Annotated in this window: 22 protein-coding genes and 1 pseudogene; 16 read left to right on the top strand and 7 right to left on the bottom strand. The window is 63.0% G+C overall.

From position 1 onward, the window contains the following. Position 1 precedes the first annotated feature (1 nt). Positions 2–412, bottom strand: coding sequence for a helix-turn-helix domain-containing protein (locus ACYUME_RS11165; protein ID WP_460418895.1), 411 nt, complete (start codon positions 410–412; stop codon positions 2–4). Between the two features lie 120 nt (positions 413–532). Here ACYUME_RS11165 and ACYUME_RS11170 point away from each other — a divergent pair, with 120 nt between their 5' ends. The 13 genes from ACYUME_RS11170 to ACYUME_RS11230 all read left to right on the top strand — a co-directional run bounded on the left by ACYUME_RS11170 (position 533) and on the right by ACYUME_RS11230 (position 9,156). Next, on the top strand, positions 533–757 hold the full coding sequence (locus tag ACYUME_RS11170) for a DNA-binding protein (protein ID WP_460418896.1): 225 nt from the start codon (positions 533–535) through the stop codon (positions 755–757). A gap of 337 nt (positions 758–1,094) precedes the next feature. After that, entirely contained in the window at positions 1,095–1,574 is a 480-nt protein-coding gene (locus ACYUME_RS11175) for a hypothetical protein (RefSeq protein WP_460418897.1), read from the top strand. Then, a complete protein-coding gene (locus ACYUME_RS11180) occupies positions 1,571–1,888 on the top strand; it encodes a hypothetical protein (RefSeq protein WP_460418898.1) in 318 nt (105 codons plus the stop codon). The genes ACYUME_RS11175 and ACYUME_RS11180 overlap by 4 nt, the downstream gene beginning before the upstream one ends. Positions 1,889–1,903: 15 nt before the next feature. Continuing rightward, entirely contained in the window at positions 1,904–2,875 is a 972-nt protein-coding gene (locus tag ACYUME_RS11185; protein ID WP_460418899.1) for a hypothetical protein, read from the top strand. Between the two features lie 3 nt (positions 2,876–2,878). Continuing rightward, positions 2,879–4,636, top strand: a complete 1,758-nt coding sequence (locus tag ACYUME_RS11190; protein ID WP_460418900.1) for a transposase family protein — start codon at positions 2,879–2,881, stop codon at positions 4,634–4,636. Continuing rightward, positions 4,636–5,817 (top strand): ExeA family protein, encoded by a 1,182-nt coding sequence (locus tag ACYUME_RS11195; protein ID WP_460418901.1) that lies wholly within the window; start codon positions 4,636–4,638, stop codon positions 5,815–5,817. Before ACYUME_RS11190 ends, ACYUME_RS11195 begins: the two co-directional genes overlap by 1 nt. Position 5,818: 1 nt before the next feature. Then, complete coding sequence (locus ACYUME_RS11200; RefSeq protein ID WP_460418902.1) at positions 5,819–6,136, top strand: hypothetical protein; 318 nt, start codon at positions 5,819–5,821, stop codon at positions 6,134–6,136. Next, positions 6,133–6,648 carry a hypothetical protein gene (locus ACYUME_RS11205; protein ID WP_460418903.1) on the top strand — a complete coding sequence of 172 codons (516 nt, stop codon included), beginning with the start codon at positions 6,133–6,135 and terminating at the stop codon, positions 6,646–6,648. The genes ACYUME_RS11200 and ACYUME_RS11205 overlap by 4 nt, the downstream gene beginning before the upstream one ends. Positions 6,649–6,801: 153 nt before the next feature. After that, positions 6,802–7,437, top strand: coding sequence for a DUF3164 family protein (locus ACYUME_RS11210; protein WP_460418904.1), 636 nt, complete (start codon positions 6,802–6,804; stop codon positions 7,435–7,437). A gap of 1 nt (position 7,438) precedes the next feature. Further along, positions 7,439–8,128 (top strand): DUF2786 domain-containing protein, encoded by a 690-nt coding sequence (locus tag ACYUME_RS11215; protein WP_460418905.1) that lies wholly within the window; start codon positions 7,439–7,441, stop codon positions 8,126–8,128. 1 nt (position 8,129) lies between these two features. Then, complete coding sequence (locus ACYUME_RS11220; protein WP_460418906.1) at positions 8,130–8,351, top strand: hypothetical protein; 222 nt, start codon at positions 8,130–8,132, stop codon at positions 8,349–8,351. Positions 8,352–8,383: 32 nt separating this feature from the next. After that, entirely contained in the window at positions 8,384–8,794 is a 411-nt protein-coding gene (locus tag ACYUME_RS11225) for a gp16 family protein (RefSeq protein ID WP_460418907.1), read from the top strand. Next, positions 8,791–9,156, top strand: a complete 366-nt coding sequence (locus tag ACYUME_RS11230) for a Mor transcription activator family protein (protein ID WP_460418908.1) — start codon at positions 8,791–8,793, stop codon at positions 9,154–9,156. Before ACYUME_RS11225 ends, ACYUME_RS11230 begins: the two co-directional genes overlap by 4 nt. 576 nt (positions 9,157–9,732) lie before the next feature. Here the strand turns inward: ACYUME_RS11230 and aroQ are convergent. Beyond that, positions 9,733–10,182: a type II 3-dehydroquinate dehydratase gene (gene aroQ / locus ACYUME_RS11235; protein ID WP_460418909.1), complete on the bottom strand. Its 450-nt coding sequence runs from the start codon at positions 10,180–10,182 to the stop codon at positions 9,733–9,735. 566 nt (positions 10,183–10,748) lie between these two features. Here aroQ and ACYUME_RS11240 point away from each other — a divergent pair. The 3 genes from ACYUME_RS11240 to ACYUME_RS11250 all read left to right on the top strand — a co-directional run bounded on the left by ACYUME_RS11240 (position 10,749) and on the right by ACYUME_RS11250 (position 16,409). Then, a complete protein-coding gene (locus ACYUME_RS11240; RefSeq protein ID WP_460418910.1) occupies positions 10,749–11,951 on the top strand; it encodes a TolC family protein in 1,203 nt (400 codons plus the stop codon). A 105-nt stretch (positions 11,952–12,056) separates the two neighbouring features. Further along, a complete protein-coding gene (locus ACYUME_RS11245; protein WP_279885572.1) occupies positions 12,057–13,256 on the top strand; it encodes an efflux RND transporter periplasmic adaptor subunit in 1,200 nt (399 codons plus the stop codon). A 15-nt stretch (positions 13,257–13,271) separates the two neighbouring features. Beyond that, positions 13,272–16,409 (top strand): efflux RND transporter permease subunit, encoded by a 3,138-nt coding sequence (locus ACYUME_RS11250; protein WP_460418911.1) that lies wholly within the window; start codon positions 13,272–13,274, stop codon positions 16,407–16,409. Between the two features lie 102 nt (positions 16,410–16,511). Here the strand turns inward: ACYUME_RS11250 and ACYUME_RS11255 are convergent, their stop codons facing one another. From ACYUME_RS11255 to ACYUME_RS11275, 5 genes and pseudogenes are all read right to left on the bottom strand, one after another. Beyond that, positions 16,512–17,360, bottom strand: coding sequence for an ABC transporter permease (locus ACYUME_RS11255; RefSeq protein WP_460418912.1), 849 nt, complete (start codon positions 17,358–17,360; stop codon positions 16,512–16,514). After that, a complete protein-coding gene (locus tag ACYUME_RS11260) occupies positions 17,357–18,373 on the bottom strand; it encodes an ABC transporter substrate-binding protein (RefSeq protein WP_460418913.1) in 1,017 nt (338 codons plus the stop codon). The genes ACYUME_RS11255 and ACYUME_RS11260 overlap by 4 nt, the downstream gene beginning before the upstream one ends. 471 nt (positions 18,374–18,844) lie before the next feature. Next, positions 18,845–19,795, bottom strand: coding sequence for an IS110 family transposase (locus ACYUME_RS11265; RefSeq protein ID WP_460415301.1), 951 nt, complete (start codon positions 19,793–19,795; stop codon positions 18,845–18,847). Positions 19,796–20,077: 282 nt separating this feature from the next. After that, a complete protein-coding gene (locus ACYUME_RS11270; protein WP_460419337.1) occupies positions 20,078–20,833 on the bottom strand; it encodes a methyl-accepting chemotaxis protein in 756 nt (251 codons plus the stop codon). Positions 20,834–20,983: 150 nt separating this feature from the next. Next, positions 20,984–22,225, bottom strand: a pseudogene (locus tag ACYUME_RS11275) (methyl-accepting chemotaxis protein); the annotation flags it as partial. Positions 22,226–22,350: the final 125 nt, after the last annotated feature.

A 22,350-nucleotide genomic window follows, 5' to 3' on the forward strand; every position in this document is an offset into this window, starting at 1 on the left:
GTTACTTCTTCCCTTTGCCCCCGACATTCAGAGTCAGGCCTGCTTGATTTACGGAGCCCTCAATATATTGGCCCACTTCCTTGAACGTGCGCGTCGTAGGATTTTCACCAAGCAACACTCTCATTGCGGCATCCCTTAAAGCGACTGGGCTCTGACGATATCTGGTCAGAAGCAAATTCTCTTCTGCAGACAAAGGCGCTGCAGCTTCGGGCGCCACCGCCCCCAACAGTACCCACGTAGGTGATACCCCGAAGCTCTCATGCAGGGCCACGAGAGACGAGCCATCAGGCAGGGCCTCCCCAGCCTCCCAGCGGGTAATCGTCTTACGGTTCACCCCGAGGCATTCCGCGAAGTCACCAATCTTCATCGCACCGCGAAGCTGAGCGATTCGCTCACCAATGCCATTGGACATAAAAGCCTCTTGACCACGGGACATTAATGTCCCATTATCTAAACCACACCATCCCACCACGAATGGTCATTTAGTCGGCACCAAAAACGGCGCCTTAACCCCTCGAAAGGAGCTTCCCTCATGAAGCTACGTACCCCCGACCAGGCTCGTGAGGAGCTTAAGTCCAAGGGCGTTTCGATCACCCAATGGGCGGTCGCCAACAAATTCTCCCCGAATCTTGTCTTCGAGGTGCTCGGCGGCCGCAAAAAATGCGTGCGCGGTCAGGCCCATGAGATAGCCATCAAGCTGGGTTTGAAGGCAGGACAGATCTGCCCCGATCCGGCCAAGGCCCTGGAAGTTGCATGATGAGCATATCCGCCCAGGCATCCAGCTCATCAGCTAACCGCCGCTTCGCTGCAGCGTCCGCCGCGAAGAAGGTAGGACTCTGCCGGACTGCCCGCCATTCACAAGCCATTGTCCTTGTGTCTACCTCGAGGGATTGTACACAGATCCGTAGCAGCGCTTCGATCACGACGCTCTGCGCTTCAACTTGTGCTTGCAAACGTTGCAGGTCATTGCCCATCGCTTTCGACTTCCTAGTGAATGTACCTGATTTCATTGTGCATGGCGCAATGACATTACCAATGGTCAAACGCGCTTTTTGTTTGGAAGCCCGCTACACGACTGTTAGGGAGCGCTTCCAATGAGTCCTCGCCAGTGGAAACGAGTACAGCCGACCAATCTTCGTGATGCTCTGAAGCTGTGCCAACAGCATGCCAAGGAACGCACCAATTACAGCATCGAACGCATCGCTTCCCTGATGGGCCTGGAAGATCACTGGGCTCTCTATAAGTGGATCGCGAACGGCCGGATGCCCGCCGTGCTGATACCAGCTTTTGAGCAAGCCTGCGGCATCAATCTGGTAACTCGTTGGTTGGCTGGCAACGGCGGAAAGCTCTTGATCGACGTGCCGTCCGGTCGTAGCACCACCGCGCATGACATCCAGTCGCTACAGGCCGCACTACATGAAACCACCGGGCAACTGATGGCGTTCTACGCAGACAACGCCGAGGCCAGCGCCGCACTTGCTTCTATCCATACCGCCCTTGAAGAGCTGGCTTGGCACCGGGGCAACGTACAGCAGCATGCCCATCCGCAACTGGAACTGGGGGAGCCGTCATGAGCCGAGAGAACAAGTACACATCCGAGCAGGTCCAGCGCGTTCTGCGCGTGATGCTGGCCCTGGCAGGTAATGAGTTCCGCGGCATGCTCCTGAAAGAGGTGGCTATCGCTGCCGACTGCTCGAACGACAACGCCTTGCGTGCCTTGGAGAACCTCCGCACAGCTGGCCTGGCTGATCGCAGCCCTCACGACCATCACCGCTGGCAACTCGGCCCACGCCTTGTGCAAGTCTCCTTCGCCTTTGACGAGGCCCTGCGCACGGCCCAGCGCGAACTAGATGAACGCCGCCAACGCTACACCCGCATCCCCAACTGATTAAGGAAGACGTACATGGCCCGTAAACCGAGCACCCCGGAGATCAACCCGATGCCCGAGATCAACTCGCAGGCATTCCAGGAAGACGCCAACGCCCTGACGGCCTTGGGTGATATTGCCCAAGGCATGCAAGAGGAGCGAGACCTGGTCAACCAACTGCTTGGCCAAGTCCAGATGGCAGACGCATTCAGCAAGTTTTCGCTGACGGTCAGCACTTCTAAACTGGCGTTCGTCAAGGAAAACAAGCTGTATCGGGGGCTGCAGGGAAAACGAACTGCTGACGGTCAGCAATTCTCCGGCACTTGGGATGACTTCTGTTCTCTCCTGGGGCGCTCTCGCCAACAAGTTGATGAAGACATCGCCAACCTTCGAGCTTTGGGCGAGGAGGCTCTCGATTCTATGTCCCGCATGGGCATTGGATACCGCGAACTCCGTCAGTACCGCCGGCTGCCAGAAGACCAAAAGACGGCCCTGCTCGAAGCGGCCAAAGCTGGTGACAAGGACACCTTCCTTGACCTGGCCGAGGAGCTCATCGCCAAAAACGCCAAGGAAAAGGAGGCACTGGCCCAGCAACTGGACAACGTGAACGCCGACTATGAGGCGCAGAGCCAGGTGCTCGCGGATACATCCGGCAAGCTCCAGGACACCAAGTTGGAACTGGAGAAGACTCGGCGCCTGGTTAATGGACGTACCCCAGACGAGAAGGTCAGCGCTATCCGCGAGGAGGCCACCAAGCTGGCCACCGAAGCTGAGGCAGCCATCGTCTGCAAACTGCACCCAGCAGTTCACTCTCTCGTCCTACACGCCAATGAGAGTGGCGCCGACCATCGCGCTGTTATCGCGGGCCTGCTTGCCCAGGTTGAGCGAGCAGTGTCCTCAATCCGTCATGAGTATGGCATTCCGGCCACGCCTGACGCTGATGCGACCCCCGAGTGGATGCGTGAAGGCGCAGACACCCACGTCGCTCAAGCGCTGGCGGGGGCATAACTCATGAACGCCGTTGTGACCCAACGCCTCGTAGACCTGGCCCGTGCGGTGGAAGTGGCCCCGCATGGCCAGCGTACCGAGCTCTGCCGAACAGCGGCCGTTGAGCTGGGCTTGTCCCTGCCGACCATCTATCGAAAACTTCGGGAGGTCACTGTGAATCCCCCTCGCAAGCGCCGCACCGACGCAGGCCAGACCACCTTGAGCGAGCAAGAGGCCTACCTGATCTCGGCATTGCTCTTGGAGTCGATCCGCGCCAACAACAAGCAGCTCTCCACCGTTGAGCGTGCAGTGGAGCGGCTACGCAGCAACGGCAAGATCCTAGCCGGCCGGGTCGATGAGAAGACGGGGGAATTTGTACCGCTGTCGATTAGTTCCATCACCCGTGCGCTGCGTACCTACCGCCTACATCCGGATCAACTGCTGCAGCCGGAACCGGCTGTTTCCCTGGCCAGTCGTCATCCGAATCACGTTTGGCAGATTGATGCTTCGATCTCCACCCAGTTCTACCTGGACGACAATGGCGCCCAGACCATGAGCCAGGCCGAGTTCTATGACGGCAAGCCCACCAACCTGAAAAAGATCGAGCGCAAGCGACTGTGGCGGTATGTCATCACCGACCACACCAGCGGCACCATCTACGTGCAGTACGTGTTGGGCGCTGAATCTGCGGAAAATCTGTGCAACGTGTTGATCTGCTGTATGCAGAAACGCGGCGAAAACGATCCCTTCCACGGTGTCCCATTCGCCATCATGACAGACCCTGGCGCAGCCATGACTTCGGCGACCTTCCGCAACCTGTGCAAGGCACTGAGTATCGAGCTGATCATCAACAAGGTGGGCAACGCTCGTGCCAAGGGGCAGGTTGAACAGGCTCACAACATCGTTGAGCGCGAATTTGAGTCGGCCTTGAAGCTGCAGAAGGCCGAAACGTTGGAGCAGATCAACGGCTGGGCGGGTCAATGGATGCGCTATCACAACGCTACCGCGATCCATACCCGTCACCGCCGCACCCGCTATGGACAGTGGCTGACCATTCAATCTGCCCAGCTACGCCTGGCGCCCTCGGTGGAGGTATGCCGAGAGCTCGCAGTGACCGCGCCCGAAACGCGGAAGGTCAACGACTTCCTCCAGGTTTCCTATCGCGGCGGGCAGTTCGATGTGTCGGTCATTCCTCAGGTGATGGTTGGTGAAACCTTGCTGATCACCCGTAATCCCTGGCGCGACGAAGACAGCGCCCAGGTAGTGATGACGAACGAGGATGGCCGGGAGGTCTTCCATGTAGTCGACCGAATTGCCATCGATGCCAACGGCTTCAAGGCGACCTCAGCCGTGATCGGCGAATCCTTCAAGTCCCAGGCCGACACCCCAGCACAGAAGGCTCGCAAAACAATCGAACAGCTGGTCACCGGGACCGAATCCCAGGAGGACGCAGCTGCAGCACGCAAAGCGCGAGCCTTGCCGTTCAATGGCGAGATCGATCCGCACAAGCACATCACCGATACGGTGCTGCCGGCCTACATGCCACGTCGTGGCACGGCCTCGCCAATCCCTGAGCCAACTGTGGAGATCCTGCCGCTCTCGCATGTGGAGGCTGCAAAGCTGCTGCGCGCCCAACTGGGTAATGCGTGGACTGCCGACTCCATGGCCTGGCTCAAATCCAGCTTCCCCAACGGCGTGCCGGAAGATCAGCTCGACGCCATCACTCAACAACTGCAGATGCCTGCCCGGCCGGGCCTGCGGATTGTAGGAGGTGCCGCCTGATGCTGAAGCTCAAGGATGTGCTTGCCACGATCAAAGCCTCGCAGGCCGATCTGGCCCGCGCGGTGGATCTCAGTCAGGCAGCTATCGCGCAACTGATCAACCACAACCAGTGGCCGAAGTCGCTGGATCAAGCCGCCCTGCAGGACCGCATTGAGACGTTCCTGGCGCAGCGCGGCGCGAATCTCGCTGCCACCGGTGCAGCGTTCGAAGAAATGGAGCCCCGGCGCGCCAACGCCGAGGCCCCAGCATCCCCACCCGAAAACGACCAAGTAAACGAACAGGAGTGCGAGCCCATGCTAATGGCCAAACAGGTACTTACACCAGCAGCCCGTAAACAGTTCGGTCTGTTCCGCGATCCGCTCGATGAGCTGCAGGATGCCGAGGACATGTACGTGAGTCCCGATATCCGTTATGTCCGTGAGTCCATGTACCAGGTCGCGCGTCATGATGGGTTCATGGCAGTGATCGCGGAGTCCGGCGCAGGCAAGAGCACGCTGCGCCGCGATCTGCGAAACCGCCTCGAAGCTGAAAACGCCCCTGTGCTGGTGATTGAACCCTACATCCTTGCGATGGAGGACAACGACACCAAGGGCAAAACCCTGAAAAGCACCCATATCGCGGAAGCAATCATGACTGCGGTGGCGCCCCTGGAGAAAACCAAGTCCTCACCTGAAGCCCGTTTCGGTCAGATGCACAACGCCCTGAAGACCAGTCATGCCGCTGGTAATCGCCATCTGCTGATCATTGAGGAGGCGCACTCGTTGCCAATCCCCACGCTCAAGCAGTTGAAGCGGTTGCGTGAGTTGGAAGTTGGGGGCTTTACCAAGTTGGTTTCGATCATCCTGATTGGTCAGCCTGAGCTGGCCATCAAGCTCAGCCCACGCAATGGCGAAGTGCGGGAAGTCGCGCAACGCATCGAGATTGTGACGGTGCCACCGATCCCTGTGAGCGCTGTCGAACAGCACTTAGCGTTTCGCTTCGGTCGGCTCCAGAAATCACTGCCGGAAGTCATCAGCGATTGCGGTGTCCGGGCCATCATCGAGCGACTGAGCACCAGTGGCCGCGACAAAACCAGTCAGCTCTACCCGCTCGCGCTGGGCAACCTGGTGAAGGCTTCTATGAACCTGGCCGCACAGATCGGTGAGCCCCTGGTCACGGCCGACGTAGTGAAGGGGGTGTGACATGGTCGCGATCATCATGGTTACCCAGAACCCACTACCACCTCTGAGCATCCTGGCGGCTGAGTTTCCAGTGAAGCTTTCGGCCTTCAACGAACTCACCCGCGACATGCGTAGCAGCGGTATCGAGATCATCGGCCTGAAGCTCACTGACAACCAGATCCTGATCAAGCCCGATAGCGTGGACTTGATGTCGAGACGCTTTGGCCACGAACTGCGCTCAATGCGCTACTCCAGCGCAGGTCGGCTCACGGTATCCACCGTGACTATCCGTGGTGTGGATGTGGTGTGGTACGGCCCGCTGAAGGAGCAGGATCAATGAGCAATCGAGCCGAACGCTACGACACGCTGGTTATCCGCGGTTCCACGAGCAAAGAAGTACCACGTGAGGCTGCCGGGGGGGTGGTTGTCTCTTGGGCTGCAGGTCATGCACTTGCTGAAGCTTGGCCACTGGAAGAGTTCGTCGCTGATTTGGTCGATGGCAATTTCAGCAGCGTGGACGCCATTGAGGAGGAGGCTCACAAAGTGCTGGAGCTTTCACGGCGTCAGCGGGACCACGGATGGCTCGACCAGGAGCAAGCCAAGGCAGCGGTAGAACCACAGGAAACCGCCGAAGAGCTGCGCAAGGCGCTGACGGTTGAGTGCCAGCGGTACAACGATCTGTATCTCCAGCACACCCATTTCGTTGCTATTAGCCAGAAGGTCAGCCAAGACCTGGCCGTGATGTGTGAGGCATATCTGGCTGGAGATAGCGAAACCGCCTCGACAAAGCTCCGTGGCTTCGCGCTGGCCTACCAGCAGAACACCCGGCCAGCTGATGGGAAGACGCATTGATGACCAATCGACTCCTCGAATGCCGCCGCTGCCGTTGGGTTGGCGACTTCAGTGCTCTCCAACGCCGGCCTCACCCACGCGAATCCTGGCGTAGTGACAACGTATGTCCGCGCTGCGGCTGCAAAACCTTTTCCTCTGCTCAGGAGCCATCCCGTGACTGATAACCAACAAGACCAGGCCCTCCAAGTCCCGGCTGGCTTCGTGATGAATGCAGCAGGACACCTGGTGCCTGAGCACCAGGTCCGTGAACACGACAAGCTGCGTGATGGTGTTGCTCGCGACCTGGGTAATGCCGCCGAGCGGATCAGCGCTTTGCTGGCCGACTTCAAGAAACAGGCGCTCGCCGACATTGCCGACCTGATCGCCGTATCCTCCGACCGCTACGGCGTCCAGCTGGGAGGGCAGAAAGGTAACGTCTCAATCACCACCTATGACGGGCAGTACAAGATCGAACGCGCTTATGCAGATCGCATTGTCTTCACCGAGGAGATCCTGGCGGCGCGCGAGCTGATCAACAAGTGCATCAGCGCCTGGTCGGAGGGTGCCAACAATCATCTGCGAGTGTTGGTTGACCGAGCGTTCCGAGCCAACAAACAGGGACAGCTCATGGCCAAGGACGTACTCAGCTTGCTGCGGGTGGAAATTAATGATCCCGTCTGGAAGACCGCCATGCAGGCGCTGAAGGATTCCATCCAAGTGAACGGCACCGCCGTTTACATCCGCGTCTATAAACGCCAAGGAAACACCGACCAGTACGTTCCTATCAACTTGACCTTGGCGGGGGTGTAACGTGGACCATGACCGTATTCTCGACAAGATCAAGAAATGCCTGGAGATGGCCAAGGGCAAAGGCTCCAGCCCAAACGAAGCGGAAATCGCTCTGCGCCAGGCCCACAAGCTCATGGACGCGTACAACCTAGAGATGGGTGACGTGCTTGCCAGCATGGCCGGTGAAGCCAAAGTCGCTGCCGGTTCGGAGAGTGAGCCTCCTGCGTGGCGGGTGCGTCTGGCACACGTCTGTGCTGAGGCATTCGGTACCCACTTCATCATCAGCGCGCCCTGGTTCGAGCACGCGTCATTCATCTTCATCGGTTGCGGAGCGGCACCTGATCTTGCGGGATATGCCTACCAGGTCTTGGAGCGCCAGCTGCAGAAGGCTCGACGGGACTATCTGGCTACCCAGAAGCGTTGTAAGCGTTCCACCAAGGTAGCGCGAGGTGACGCCTTTGCCCACGGCTGGATCGATGCCGTGTTGGTCAAGGTCGAGCAGTTCGCAGGGGTCGAGGACAATATCGCGGAGGCTATTCAGGCCTATATGACGAAGCACTACCCGAAACTGGGCCAGGCGAAAATGAAGCGGCGAAAGCTGAAGGCTCGTGATGAGGTGGCCGCCGATGCCGGTTACGCGGCGGGCAAGCATGCCCAGCTACACCAAGGGCTGGGCCATCAGCCCGTCGCTCGGCTGACTCAGGGGGTGTGATATGTCGCAAGTCAACCCTTTCATCCGACCGGGCCAGAGCTATGGCGCAGTAGATACGGAAAGTCGCCTGCGCGCCTTGGAGAGCTTTGACGTGGGCGAGTGCCGTGCCGCGCTCGCTGTACCTAACCTGCAAAAGACAGTTGAGAAGAAGTTGCGCAGCCGCATCCGCCAACTGGAGAAGCTCACAGCCTCTGAGGCGAACGGGCGGGAGGGCAACCAGTGAGCAAATCATCGCCTAGCCCGGATCGACTGCGTTTGATCAAGCTTATCCATGTCGCCCGACGCGAGCTGCAGATGGATGACGACACCTATCGCCTGATGCTCTCGGGTATGAAGGGGCTTGGAGGAGCTACGTCGTCGGCCAAGCTCAGCGTTCCAAACCTGCAGCGTGTTTTGGAAGAGCTGAAGACAAAAGGTTTCAAGGTCCGTCCAACCGAAAAGCAAAAGCGGCCGCCTGCCGCTGATCCCTCATCGCGCAAGATCCGGTCGCTCTGGCTCACCTTGCGCGACCTGGGCGCTCTCAGGGATGCCTCCGAGCAAGCACTGGTGAGCTTCGTGCAAGGGAGAACCGGAGTGAAAGCCCTGCAGTGGCTCACTGCTGAGCAGGCCAGCCAGGTGATTGAGGAAATGAAGAAGTGGGTCGTTCGCGTTGAGGAGGCCAAATGAAAGCGGCGAGCCGTGGCCCTGCTGGAGACCTACTGGACGATCTGGCTGAACAGGTATCGGTCGCTGTTGTTGAGGCCCTCGGTGTTTCCACCGATGCAGCGAATGCGCTAGGCACTGACGTTGCAATGCGGATGGTCGAGCAGTGGGGCGGTCAGCAACTGTACATGCCCAAGGGCGTGCGAATCGAAGCCTCGCGCATGCACCATCAAATCTATGAGGAGTGGAGAGGCAACAACCACCGAGAGCTCGCTCGCAAGTACGGCTTCTCGCTTCAGTTCATCTATCGAGTTATTAAGGTGTTGCGCAAAGCTGACCTAGATAGCCGCCAGCACGACATGTTCAGCCCGGTCGGTCATGACTGACCGGGATCTATCCTAGCAATCCGATCCACAACTACCTCAAAAAGGCTCTGGATGGTACTTTCTGAGGCTGAGGCTAAGCGAGAACACCATGTCCCGATCTACGTTGAATACACTGCCCGAGTCCGTTCGAGCCGAGCTGCTCACTCGATGCCTGAGTTACAACCACCTGACAGTCAATGACCACCTGAGCTGGTTGTTAGAGCAGGGGCACACTGTCTCAAGATCGTCGCTGCATCGGTACCTGACTGCGCAGAAAGAGGGTGCCATGGAAGCGGAACAGCGACGACAAGATGCTATCAAGTCGGAGGAGAGGATGCGATTTAAGTGCCTTGAGATTGCGGCTGGTATCTATAAAGGAAATGACCAACAGGAGCTCCTGGGGGTAGCAGAGGATCTCATGGAGTGGATTCTGATGACGGATGCCAGTCGAGAGCCTGTTGTATAATCTGCAATGGCTTTGTATTTCCCTTCCCGCAATGTCCCATCATCTCCCCTGGTGTCCCAGGATTATCGCACTACCCCCTGTCGATTTATCTCAGTCCTAATCAATCAGGCCGGCGAGGATGCCTGGGCGGCTCATGCTGTCGGCTCCTGGAGCAGTTGGCTGAAGTGGCGCAGGGCCAGGGCATAGCCGTGGCTGCCCAAACCACAGATCACGCCGACGGCGATGCTCGAGACGAACGACAGGTGGCGAAACGGCTCGCGCTTGTGCACGTTGGACAAGTGCACCTCGATCACCGGCAGTTCGGCGGCCACCAGCGCGTCGCGGATGGCCACCGAGGTATGGGTCCAGGCGGCGGGGTTGATCAGGATGCCGTGGCAGCGCCCACGGGCGGCGTGGATCCAGTCCAGCAGCTCGCCTTCGTGGTTGGTCTGGCGAAATTCCAGTTCAAGACCTGTCTCGCGAGCGCTGTGAGCGCACAGCTGCGCGAGGTCGGCGAGGGTTTCGTGGCCGTACTGGGTCGGTTCGCGGCTACCCAACAGGTTCAGGTTGGGGCCGTTGAGCACGAGGATTCGGGGTGTCATGGCGGGGCATCGCTTGTTGTTTTTGGATATCTAGATATTTGTACTACCTGGTTAGTTTCGTCAAATGCCCTCGCCTGGAAAATGGGCGATTATCGGACTGGGTGGGGGCTGGCATGGGTTCGGCGGTGTTTTTGTGGCGCCTATGAGATCGAGCGCCGCCCGCGCGGCGCATCGCGGGACAAGCCCGCTCCCACATCTGTTTCGGGCCAATATCTCCTGGGCCATTACCTGGTCCGCCTTGTGGGTACGACGCGGTTTCAGCGTGGGCACCACTGGCGTCCCACTTGTCTTGAGACATGCACCAGGGCGGACAGCGATAACCTCACAGGACAGACTGGCCCGAAACAGATGTGGGAGCGGGCTTGTCCCGCGATGCGCCGCGCGGGCGGCGCTCGATCTCATAGGCGCTGCACATCTGTCGCCCTACACCTGGCGGCCCACATGCGATCCACTCCAGGCCCCCCGAAATTACAAAATTGTAATTTTCCCGCCACCGCCCCGATAAGCAGCGCTGCCTAGAGTCCCTCGCCAACGCATTCCGCCGCTTGTCGACGAGGAACCAAGCCGTGCCCATCCCCCGCAAGATCGTCTTGCTCTGCCTGCTGCTGGCCGGCCCCGCCGGCGCCCAGGGCTTGAGCCTGGACCAGGCGCTCGCCGCCGCCTTCGCCCAGAACCCGGAGTTCGCCGCCGTTGGCCGTGAAATCGGCATCGCCGAGGGCGAGCGCCGTCAGGCCGGGCTGATGCCCAACCCGGAATTGTCCTGGGAGGTCGAGGACACTCGCCGCGATACCAGCACCACCACCGTCACCCTCAGCCAGGCCCTGGAGCTGGGAGGCAAGCGCGGGGCGCGCATCGAGGTGGCCGAGGCCGGCCAGGCCGTGGCCCGACTGGAACTGGAGCGTCAGCGCAACGGTCTGCGCGCCGATGTGATCCAGGCTTTCCATGCCGCCTTGCGGGCGCAGACCGCGCTGGAGCTGGCGCAACAGTCGCAGGCCCTGACCGAGCGTGGCCTGCGTGTGGTGGACGGGCGGGTCAGGGCCGGCCAGTCCTCGCCGGTCGAAGCCACCCGTGCCCAGGTCCAGCTGGCCCAGGCCCAGGCGGCGGTGCGTCGTGCCCAGACCGAGCGCAGTGTTGCCTGGCAAGCGCTGGCGCGCCTGACCGGCAGCGCGCAGGCCGGCTTCGACCGCCTCGACAGCGCGGCCCTGTCGCCTGGCCCGGCCCCCCGCGCCGAGCAGTTGCTGGCCAAGGTCGAGCAGACCGCCGAGTGGCGCCTGGCCGCGGCGCAGATCGAGCGTGGCGACGCCAGCCTGGGCTCGGAGAAGGCCCAGCGCATTCCCAACCTGACCGTGAGCCTGGGCAGCCAGTACAGCCGTGAAGACCGCGAACGGGTCAACGTGGTGGGGCTGTCGATGCCACTGCCGTTGTTCGACCGCAACCAGGGCAACGTGCTGGCCGCCGCCCGCCGTGCCGACCAGGCCCGTGACTTGCGCAACGCCGTCGAGCTGCGCCTGCGCAGCGACACCCGCAGTGCCCTCGACCAATGGGCCACGGCCATGGGCGAGGTGCAGGCCTACGACCGCACCATCCTGCCGTCGGCGCAGCAGGCGGTGGACACCGCCACCCGTGGTTTCGAGATGGGCAAGTTCGCCTTCCTCGACGTGCTCGACGCGCAGCGCACGCTGATCGAGGCGCGGGGACTGTACCTCGAGGCGCTGGCCCAGGCGACCGATGCCCGGGCGCAGGTGGAGCGGATCTACGGCGAGCTTTGAGCCTTGACCCATCGCGGGGCAAGCCCGCTCCCACGGAAATGCGTGGGAGCGGGCTTGCCCCGCGATGGGCCCTGAACTGCAACGACTTTTCCAGCAGGAGCAACAATGACCAACCCACGCAAGCTTGCCATCCTCGCCGCCGCCCTGGCCGTTCTCGGTCTTGGTGGCGCTGCCTGGACCGGCACCCTCGGCAAGGCCGGCAGCGACCAGGCACAGCATGATGACCATGGCGAGGAAGGCCACGGCCATGAAGAAACCGCACAGTCCGAGGAACATGCCGACGAAGAGGGCCAGCTGCATCTCTCCGCCGAGCAGATCCAGGCCGCCGGCGTCGAGTTGGTCAGCGCCGGCCCGCGCAGCCTCGGCACCGCCATCAACTTCCCCGGCGAGATCCGCTTCGACGAGGACCGCACCGCCCACGTGGTGCCGCGCGTCCCCGGCGTGGTCGAGTCGGTACATGCCGACCTCGGCCAGGCGGTCAAGCGCGGCCAGGTGCTGGCGGTGATCGCCAGCCAGCAGATTTCCGAGCTGCGCAGCGAGCAGCAGGCCGCCCAGCGTCGCCTGGAACTGGCCCGACTGACCTTCGCCCGGGAAAAGCAACTGTGGCAGGAGCGCATCAGCGCCGAGCAGGATTACCAGCAGGCCCGCCAGGCGCTGCAGGAGGCCGAGATCGCCGCGGGCAATGCCGGGCAGAAGGTCGCCGCCGTGGCGCCTGCCGGCAAGGGCAACCGCTATGAGTTGCGCGCACCGTTCGACGCGGTGGTGGTGGAAAAGCACCTGACCGTGGGCGAAGTGGTGGATGAGACCAGCAACGCCTTCACGCTGTCCGACCTGAGCCGGGTCTGGGCGACTTTCGCCGTCGCTCCGCGCGACCTGGACAAGGTCGTCAGCGGCCGTGGCGTCACCGTCAGCGCACCGGACCTCGGCGCGCAGGTGGAAGGCAAGGTCAACTACGTCGGCAGCCTGCTCGGCGAGCAGAACCGCGCCGCCACGGTCCGGGCGACCCTGGCCAACCCCAATGGCGCCTGGCGTCCGGGGCTGTTCGTCAATATCGCGGTCACCGTCGAACGCTTCGATGCCGCCGTGGTGGTGCCGCAGGCCGCGCTGCAGACCTGGGAGGAGCAGAGCGTGGTATTCGTCCGCACCGAGGAGGGCTTCGAGGCCCGTCCGGTCAAGCCCGGACGCCGCGATGGCGACCAGGTGGAAATCCGTGAAGGGCTGGCCGCCGGCACCGTCGTTGCCGCCGCCGGCAGCTTCGTCCTCAAGTCCGAGCTGGGCAAAGGCTCGGCCGAACACAGCCACTGATTGGGGACGCCCTACATGTTCGAACGCCTGATCCAGTTCGCCATCGAGCAGCGCCTGGTGGTTATGCTCGCCGTGGTGCTGATGGCCGCCGTGGGCATCCACAGCTACCAGAAGCTGCCCATCGACGCCGTGCCCGACATCACCAACGTCCAGGTGCAGATCAATACCGCCGCGCCTGGCTATTCGCCGCTGGAGACCGAGCAGCGCATCACCTTCGCCATCGAGACCGCCATGGCTGGCTTGCCGGGCCTCAAGCAGACCCGTTCGCTGTCGCGCTCCGGGTTGTCACAGGTCACGGTGATCTTCGATGACGGCACCGACATCTTCTTCGCCCGCCAGTTGGTCAACGAGCGTCTGCAGGTCGCCCGCGAGCAGTTGCCCGAAGGTATCGAGGCGGGCATGGGGCCGATTTCCACGGGCCTGGGCGAGATCTTCCTGTGGACGGTCGAGGCCAAGGAGGGCGCGCTGAAGGACGATGGCACGCCCTACACCGCCACCGACCTGCGGGTGATCCAGGACTGGATCATCAAGCCACAGCTGCGCAACGTGCCGGGGGTGGCCGAGGTCAACAGCATCGGTGGTCACGCCAAGCAGTACCTGATCGCGCCCGAGCCCAAGCGCCTGGCGGCCTACAAGCTGACCCTCAATGACTTGATCGCCGCCCTGGAGCGCAACAACGCCAACGTTGGCGCCGGCTACATCGAGCGCAACGGCGAGCAGTTGCTGATCCGCGCCCCGGGCCAGGTGGCCTCGGCCGAGGACATCGCCAATATCGTCATCTCCAGCGTCGACGGCACGCCGATCCGCGTCAGCCATGTGGCCCAGGTCGGCCTGGGCCAGGAGCTGCGCTCGGGCGCGGCCACCGAGAACGGTCGCGAGGTGGTGCTGGGCACGGTGTTCATGCTGATCGGCGAGAACAGTCGCGCGGTGTCCCAGGCGGTGGCGGCCAAGCTCGAGGAGATCAACCGCAGCCTGCCCAAGGGCGTGGTGGCGATCACCGTCTACGACCGCACCAACCTGGTGGAAAAGGCCATCGCCACGGTGAAGAAGAACCTCATCGAAGGCGCGATCCTGGTCATCGCCGTGCTGTTCCTGTTCCTGGGCAATATCCGCGCGGCACTGATCACCGCCATGGTCATCCCGCTGTCGATGCTGTTCACCTTCACCGGCATGTTCAGCAACAAGGTCAGCGCCAACCTGATGAGCCTGGGCGCGCTGGACTTCGGCATCATCGTCGACGGCGCGGTGGTGATCGTCGAGAACGCCATCCGCCGCCTGGCCCACGCCCAGCAGCGCCATGGGCGCATGCTGACCCGCGCCGAGCGTTTCCATGAGGTGTTCGCCGCCGCGCGCGAGGCGCGCCGGCCGCTGATCTACGGGCAGCTGATCATCATGGTGGTGTACCTGCCGATCTTTGCCCTGACCGGGGTCGAGGGCAAGATGTTCCACCCCATGGCCTTCACCGTGGTGATGGCGCTGCTGGGGGCGATGATCCTCTCGGTGACCTTCGTCCCGGCAGCCATCGCGCTGTTCGTCACCGGCAAGGTGAAGGAGGAAGAGGGCATGGTCATGCGCGCCGCGCGCCGTCGCTATGCGCCGGTGCTGGACTGGGTGCTGGGCCGGCGCAACCTGGCCTTTGCCGGCGCCGCTACCGTGGTGTTGCTGTCGGGTGTGCTGGCCGCGCGCATGGGCAGCGAGTTCATTCCGAGCCTGAGCGAAGGCGACTTCGCCCTGCAGGCGTTGCGCGTGCCGGGCACCAGCCTGTCGCAGTCGGTGGACATGCAGCAGCGCCTGGAGAAGACCATCATCGAGCGGGTGCCGGAAGTCGAGCGGGTGTTCGCCCGTACCGGCACCGCCGAGATCGCCTCCGACCCGATGCCGCCGAACATTTCCGACGCCTACGTGATGCTCAAGCCGCGCGAGCAATGGCAGGACCCGGGCAAGCCGCGTGAGGAACTGATCGCCGAAGTGCAACGCGCCGCGGCCAGCGTGCCGGGCAGCAACTACGAGCTGTCGCAGCCGATCCAGCTGCGCTTCAACGAACTGATCTCCGGGGTGCGCAGCGATGTCGCGGTGAAAGTGTTCGGCGACGACATGGATGTGCTCAACCGCACCGCCGCGCAGATCGCCACGCGCCTGCAGCAGGTGCCGGGGGCGTCGGAGGTCAAGGTCGAGCAGACCACCGGCCTGCCGGTGCTGACCATCGACATCGATCGCGACAAGGCCGCCCGCCATGGCCTGAACGTGGGCGACGTGCAGGACGCCATCGCCATCGCCGTGGGCGGGCGCACGGCCGGCACGCTGTACGAGGGCGACCGCCGCTTCGACATGGTGGTGCGTCTGCCGGAAACCCTGCGTACCGATGTCGACGGGCTGTCCAGTCTGCTCATCCCGGTCCCGGCCAGCGCCGCCAGCGGCGCCGCGCAGATCGGTTTCATCCCGCTGTCGCAGGTGGCTACCCTGGACCTGCAACTGGGCCCGAACCAGATCAGCCGCGAGGATGGCAAGCGCGTGGTGGTGGTCAGCGCCAACGTGCGCGGACGCGACCTGGGCTCGTTCGTGGACGAAGCGTCGCAGGCGCTGATCGACCAGGTGCAGATCCCACCGGGCTACTGGACCCGCTGGGGCGGCCAGTTCGAGCAGCTGCAGTCGGCGGCCGAGCGCCTGCGGGTGGTGGTGCCGGTGTCGCTGCTGCTGGTGATGGCCTTGCTGTTGATGATGTTCAACAACCTCAAGGACGGCCTGCTGGTGTTCACCGGGATTCCTTTCGCCCTGACCGGTGGCGTGCTGGCGCTGTGGCTGCGGGACATCCCGCTGTCGATCTCGGCGGGGGTGGGCTTCATCGCGCTGTCGGGCGTGGCGGTGCTCAATGGCCTGGTGATGATCGCCTTCATCCGTAGCTTGCGCGAGGAGGGCCGAGGTCTGCGCGCGGCGGTCGAGGAGGGCGCGCTGACCCGCTTGCGGCCGGTGCTGATGACGGCGCTGGTGGCCTCGCTGGGCTTCATCCCGATGGCCCTGGCCACCGGTACCGGGGCCGAGGTGCAGCGGCCATTGGCGACGGTGGTGATCGGCGGGATCCTGTCGTCGACGGCGCTGACCTTGCTGGTGCTGCCGGCGTTGTACCAGTGGGCGCATCGACGCGACGAGGCGTGAGCCAAACGCAGGCGGCACAAGACAGTTGCTCCTACAGGCGGGCGCGCCAGACCGAGGAATCTGAGCAAGACAGCTGCCCCCACGTAAGTCAGGGTGCGCGACTCAACGTCGCGCTTGCCCATACGCCTGGCTGATCCGGTCGATCACCATGGCCAGGGCGACGATCGCGAGCCCCGCCTCGACGCCCTGACCGACATTCAGGGTCTGGATCCCCGCCAGCACATCCTCGCCCAGGCCCCGGGCGCCGATCATCGACGCCACCACCACCATGGACAGCGCCATCATCACCGACTGGTTGAGCCCGGCCATGATGCTCGGCAGTGCCAGCGGCAGGGCGATGCGCCGCAAGCGTTGCCAGCGGGTGGCGCCCAGGCCGTGGGCGGCCTGCAGCAGCGATGGGTCGATCTGCGCCAGGCCCAGTTCGGTCAGGCGCACCAGCGGCGGCAGGGCGTAGATCAGGGTGGCGAACACCGCCGGCACCTTGCCCAGGCCGAACAGCATCAGCACCGGGATCAGGTAGACGAAGGCCGGCAGCGTCTGCATGACATCGAGCACCGGCAGCATCAGGCGCCGGGCCAGGGGGCGGGTGGCCAGCAGGATGCCCATTGGCACGCCGATCAGCACGCACAGGCCGGTACTGACCAGCACCAGGGCGAGGGTCTGCAGCAGCTTGTCCCACAGCCCGAGCATGCCGATCAGCGCAAGCAGCAAGGGCGGCAGCAGGGCCCGCAGCAGGCTGCGGCTGGCGTGCCAGGCGAGCAGGCCGACCAGCGTCAGCAGCAGCCACCAGGGCAGCAGGCGGAGCAGGTTTTCCAGGCCGACGAGCAACTGCAGCAACTGGTCGGAGAGGCTGCGCAGATGATCGCCATAGTGCAGCACCAGCCAGTCGACCAGGCGGTTGACCCAAGCGGCGAAGGAGAATTGCAGGGCTTCGGGGAAGCCGCCGCTCACAGGGCGGCCTCGACCTTGGCCGCGTTCTCGGCGGGCAGCCAGGCCTTCCACACGCCTGGATTGTCGCGCAGGAAGGCGAGGGCGGCCTCGCGTGGCGGCTGGCGGGATTCGCTCATGCGGGCCAGTGTCTTGTTCAACAGGTCGATGGGCAGATCGACCTTCTCGAACACGGCGACCAGCTCTGGATGCGCGTCGTGAAACGCCTTCGACACGCCGATCGAAAGCTTGGCGGGGAGCGAGCGGCTGCCCTGCGGGTTGCGGTTCGTGGCATCGGTGAGCGTGGCCCAGGCGGCCTCGCTGAACGGTGGCTCTTCGAGGCGCACCAGGTCATGACGGCCCATCAGCGGGGTAGGGCTCCAGTAGTAGAAGAGCACGGGCTGGCCACGACGGATCGCCGAGCCGATCTCGGCGTCCAGGGCGGCGCCGGAGCCGCTGCGAAAGTTGTTGTACAGCCCGTCCAGGCCGTAGGCCTTGAGCTTCTGGCTATTGACGGTCTCGGAGGTCCAGCCGCTGGGGCTGTTGAGAAAGCGGCCCTTGTCCGGGGCCTCGGGGTCCTTGAACACTTGCGGGTAGCGCTTGAGGTCAGCGACGCTGCGCAGGTCCGGGGCCAGAGGTTTCAGGTTGCGCGCCGGATCACCCTTGATCACGTAGGCCGGTACCCACCAGCCTTCCTCGGCGTTTTTCACCGTGTCGCCGAGGGCGAACACCTGGCCCGCCTGTTCGGCCTTGATCCAGGCGGGGCTGCGCCCGGCCCACTGCTCGGCGATGACCTGCAGGTCATTGCGCGCCAGGGCGACTTCCATGCTCACGGTGCTGCCGGGCAGGGTGTCGGTGGGGTAGTCGTAGCCGTGTTCGACGATCAGCCGGAGGATTTCGGTGGTCAGGGCGCCACTTTCCCAGCCGATGGCGCCGAAGTGGATGGGGGTAGGTTGCTCGGCCGCTGCGGCGGAGTCGGTACTGGCCATGCCGAAGGTGAGCAGCAGGCTGGCGAGCAGGGTCGGGATTTTCTTCATCGGGGCCTCGTCGGTAGCCGGTGCTTGAGTTCCGGCAGAAGTGTAGACGACGAGAATTTTCAGCTATGGCCGATGGGCTGCGAGGTGTCTGGCGATAGCCTTGTAGCGCCTGTCAAATCGAGCGCCGCCCGCGCGGCGCATCGCGACGCAAGGCCGCTCCTACATTTGTTGCAACGTGCCGAACCTGTCAGGCCATGGTTGCCCGCCTTGGTGCATGCCTTGAGACAGGTGAGGCGCCAGTGGTGCCCACACTGAAACCGCGTCGTACCAACAAGGCGGACCAGGCAATGGCGCAGGATGGACTGGCCCGAAACAAATGTAGGAGCAACTGTCTTACGCAATTTTTAGAATCTGGCGCGATCCCTGTGGGAGCGGGCTTGCCCGCGAACACGGGCGAAGCCCGTGCCATCCACCACGGTGTTGGCTTCGCGGGCAAACCCGCTTCCACGCTGATCGCGCAGCGTTCTGGATTTACGTTGTACTTTCAGGTTGCGGCAGCACCAGGTCGCGCCATGATGTGCCCGTTCTGAGCATGGCATTTAGCCGTACGATGAAAGTCCTCATGCAGGCCACGATAGCAACCTTGGGAAGCTTCCCCCGCTCGCGCAGTGACTCATAACGCGCCTTGAGTGCTGGGTTGTACTTCATCGCCACAATGCATGCCATGTACAGCGATCGCCTGACCGCAAATCGCCCACCAGAGATAGAACGCTTGCCCACGGACTTCCCGCTGTCGTGGTTGAAGGGCGCGACCCCGACCAGGGAGGCAATTTCTCTGGATTCAACCCGACCTAGCTCCGGCAGCAGCGCTATTAATTTGCCCGCTGTCACCATCCCAATGCCTTTCACTGTGATCAGCTGGGCAACCCGTTCGTCGTTCAGCATCGCGGTTTGCTGTTCGATCTCGCACTCAACCAGTTTGATCTGCGTCTTGAAGTGCTTCAGGTTGGCATTCAGGTAGTTAGCGACTGCAGTCGATTGCACCTGCTTCAGGCGTCGCAGGTCGTCATCTCGTTGTTGAACCAACCGATCACGTTGCTGAAGCAGCTCTCGCAGAAGCGCTCGTTCTGGGCTGACTCGCAGAGAGGGTTGATCTGGAATGACTTCGGCATAGTGCGCCAGAACTTCGGCGTCGATGGCGTCGGTCTTGGCCTTGATGCCCAAAGAGTCAGCGAATGACCTGGCCCGCCTGGGATTGACGCGTATGACCTTGTAGCCAGCGTCCTGTAGAAAACGCATGACATCTCGCTCGTAGCCACCCGTTGCCTCTAGCAGGACGCGCTTGATACTGAGCTTGCGAAGGCTCTTCAGTAGCACCTCAAAGCCTCTCGGATCATTGCTGATATGCAGTTTGATGCCCTGGGGCCGCACCGCAGCATCGAGCGAGATACTGGATACATCGATACCCAAGAAGGAAGCCATCACCAAAACCTCCTAAACTCAACACAGTGAGAGGACTTTGGCTTGGCCCACGCTTGTGATTCGAGATCAGAGCCGCATCCAACTGTTCGGGCTCTCGCCAAAGTGGAACGGTGAATGGCAGCTTGTGCTCCCACGCGTGCTCAAGGCACCTGCGGCATTCAGCTCTTGCCATTCACCGCTCTCACTCCAGATTCTAATCCCACCTCAAGACACAAGCGGCCTTGCGTCGCGATGCGCCGCGCGGGCGGCGCTCGATCTCACAGGCACTGCAACTCTAAAGATTCAAACGCGGAACTGATCCATCAACCCCTGCTGCTGGTTGGCCAGGCTGTTGAGCGACTGGCTGACCCGCGCCGACTCGTTGGCCTGGCCGCTCAGCGACTCGGTGACGTCGCGAATGGTGGCGACGTTGCTGTTGATTTCCTCGGCCACCGCGCTCTGCTCTTCGGCGGCGCTGGCGATCTGCAGGTTCATGTCGGTGATCACCGTCACCGCCTGGCCGATGCGCTGCAGCGCCGTCACGGCCTGGCCGACCTGCTCCACGCCGCCCTGGGCCTGGCGATGGCTGCTGTCCATGGCCCCGACCACCTCCTGGGTGCCGGCCTGCAAGGCCTCGATCACCTGGCGGGTTTCCTCCACCGACTCCTGGGTACGCCGCGCCAGGTTGCGCACTTCATCGGCGACCACGGCGAAGCCGCGCCCGGCTTCGCCGGCCCGGGCCGCCTCGATGGCGGCGTTGAGCGCCAGCAGGTTGGTCTGCTCGGCGATCGAGCGGATCACTTCGAGCACCGTGCCGATTTTCTCGCTGTTCTGCGCCAGGCCTTCGACCTGGGCCATGGCGCTGCTCATGTCGGCGGCCAGGGTGTCGATGCTGGTGGTGGTGCGGTCGATCACCGCCAGGCCCTCGCGGGTCGCCTGGTCGGCGTCGCGCGCGGCCTGGGCGGCCTGGGCCGCGCTACGGGCAACGTCCTGGGCGGTGGCGCTCATTTCATGGGAGGCCGTGGCCACCTGGTCGACCTGGCGATACTGCTGCTCCATGCCGGCGCTGGTCTCGGCGGCGATGGCCGCGGACTGGTCGGCGGTGCCGCGAGCGGCCTGCACCGAACGCTTCACTTCGGCGATGGTCGGCTGCAGCTTGTCGAGGAAGCGGTTGAACCAGCCGGCCAGCTCGCCCAGCTCATCGCGCTTGTCGTACTGCAGGCGACGGGTGAGGTCGCCTTCGCCACTGGCAATGTCCTTGAGCATCGCGGCCACGCCGAGGATCGGTCGGGTCACGCCACGGGCCATCAGCCATACCAGCAACAGGCCGGCGATGGCGGCGGCCAGGCCCAGGCCCAGTTCGAGCAGGGTGCCGCTGGTGTTGAGGGCGTCGAGTTCCTGCTTGAGCGCTTCGGCCGGGCCGGTCAGGGCATTTTCCGGTACATCCAGCAGCACGCCCCAGGGCTTGCCGCCGGGGATCGGTTCGAAGGCGGCGAGCACTTTCAGGCGCTGCTGGTCATGCGCGATCTGCAGCTTGCCCTCGGCCAGCTTGCGTACCAGCTCCGTGCCCTGGGTCCTGTCGACCTGGTCGAAGCGCTGGGCCAGTTTGCCGGCGTCGGCGCTGTAGCCGGCGAGCAAGCCGACCGGGCTGAGGATGCCGACGGTGGTGCGGCCTTCGTACAGGCCACGGCTGGCGTCTTCGCTGAGGGCCTGCAGGCTGTTGAGGTTGATGTCGATGGACAGGGTGGCGATGACCTTGTCACCGGCCCTGAGCGGGAAGACGATGCTGGTCATCAGCACCCGTTGGCCATCGATGTCATAGAAGTAGGGTTCGACCACGCAGACCTTGCCGCTGCTGCGCGGGCAGACCCACCAGGTGTTGGCGGGCTGGCCGCTGGGGCCGATCTCGGTGTTGGCCATGTCGTGCTCGGGCAGGGCCATCGAGGTCAGCTGGCCGGCACGCGGCTGCGACCAGTACAAGGCGAAACGCCCGGTTTCGTTGCTGCCCAGTTCGTCCTGGCCGGCGAACAGCTTGTCCTTGCCATCCAGCGCGCCCGGTTCGAATACCAGCGACAGGCCGAGCAGGTCGGGGTTGGCCTGCAAGGCTGCGCGCACTTGCGCGGTCAGGTCCTGGCGCAGGTCATAGGCGTCGAGGAAGCGCTTTTCGGCCTGCTCGCGCAGGAACAGGACCTGGCGGGCGAAGCCGGCGCCGTACTGATAGGCGTCCATGAACTGGCGGCGGATATTCAGGGCCTGGACCTCGCCCTGTGACTCGATGCGTGACTGGGCGGCCTCGGTGAGCATCTGCATGCTGCTGGCCTTCACCAGGTCCGAACTGTGGTCCATGCGGTACAGCGAAAGGCCGACCAGCAGGGTGACGATGCCGGCCAGGCACAAGCCTGCCAGCAGGGTGATCTTCCATTGGATGGAAAGTTGTCGCAGCAAAGGCATGGGGAAAATCCCTTGTAATAGGTTTGATGCTGCCGAGTGTGTCGGCGACCAGGGAATTTTCTTTATCCATGCGTTCAATAAAAATGTACGACCTTGGTCTATTCCTACGTTCTGAAAGGACGCAA

The organism is Pseudomonas sp. microsymbiont 2 (genome assembly GCF_054788395.1).

Coding starts and splice junctions, on each gene's coding strand:
- ACYUME_RS11250 (WP_460418911.1), top strand. CDS start 13,272: ATGTTCGAACGCCTGATCCAGTTCGCCATCGAGCAGCGCCTGGTGGTT.
- ACYUME_RS11260 (WP_460418913.1), bottom strand. CDS start 18,373: ATGAAGAAAATCCCGACCCTGCTCGCCAGCCTGCTGCTCACCTTCGGC.
- ACYUME_RS11185 (WP_460418899.1), top strand. CDS start 1,904: ATGGCCCGTAAACCGAGCACCCCGGAGATCAACCCGATGCCCGAGATC.
- ACYUME_RS11195 (WP_460418901.1), top strand. CDS start 4,636: ATGCTGAAGCTCAAGGATGTGCTTGCCACGATCAAAGCCTCGCAGGCC.
- ACYUME_RS11205 (WP_460418903.1), top strand. CDS start 6,133: ATGAGCAATCGAGCCGAACGCTACGACACGCTGGTTATCCGCGGTTCC.
- ACYUME_RS11265 (WP_460415301.1), bottom strand. CDS start 19,795: ATGGCTTCCTTCTTGGGTATCGATGTATCCAGTATCTCGCTCGATGCT.
- ACYUME_RS11230 (WP_460418908.1), top strand. CDS start 8,791: ATGAAAGCGGCGAGCCGTGGCCCTGCTGGAGACCTACTGGACGATCTG.
- ACYUME_RS11175 (WP_460418897.1), top strand. CDS start 1,095: ATGAGTCCTCGCCAGTGGAAACGAGTACAGCCGACCAATCTTCGTGAT.
- ACYUME_RS11170 (WP_460418896.1), top strand. CDS start 533: ATGAAGCTACGTACCCCCGACCAGGCTCGTGAGGAGCTTAAGTCCAAG.
- ACYUME_RS11180 (WP_460418898.1), top strand. CDS start 1,571: ATGAGCCGAGAGAACAAGTACACATCCGAGCAGGTCCAGCGCGTTCTG.
- aroQ (WP_460418909.1), bottom strand. CDS start 10,182: ATGACACCCCGAATCCTCGTGCTCAACGGCCCCAACCTGAACCTGTTG.
- ACYUME_RS11165 (WP_460418895.1), bottom strand. CDS start 412: ATGTCCAATGGCATTGGTGAGCGAATCGCTCAGCTTCGCGGTGCGATG.
- ACYUME_RS11245 (WP_279885572.1), top strand. CDS start 12,057: ATGACCAACCCACGCAAGCTTGCCATCCTCGCCGCCGCCCTGGCCGTT.
- ACYUME_RS11200 (WP_460418902.1), top strand. CDS start 5,819: ATGGTCGCGATCATCATGGTTACCCAGAACCCACTACCACCTCTGAGC.
- ACYUME_RS11220 (WP_460418906.1), top strand. CDS start 8,130: ATGTCGCAAGTCAACCCTTTCATCCGACCGGGCCAGAGCTATGGCGCA.
- ACYUME_RS11190 (WP_460418900.1), top strand. CDS start 2,879: ATGAACGCCGTTGTGACCCAACGCCTCGTAGACCTGGCCCGTGCGGTG.
- ACYUME_RS11270 (WP_460419337.1), bottom strand. CDS start 20,833: ATGGAGCAGCAGTATCGCCAGGTCGACCAGGTGGCCACGGCCTCCCAT.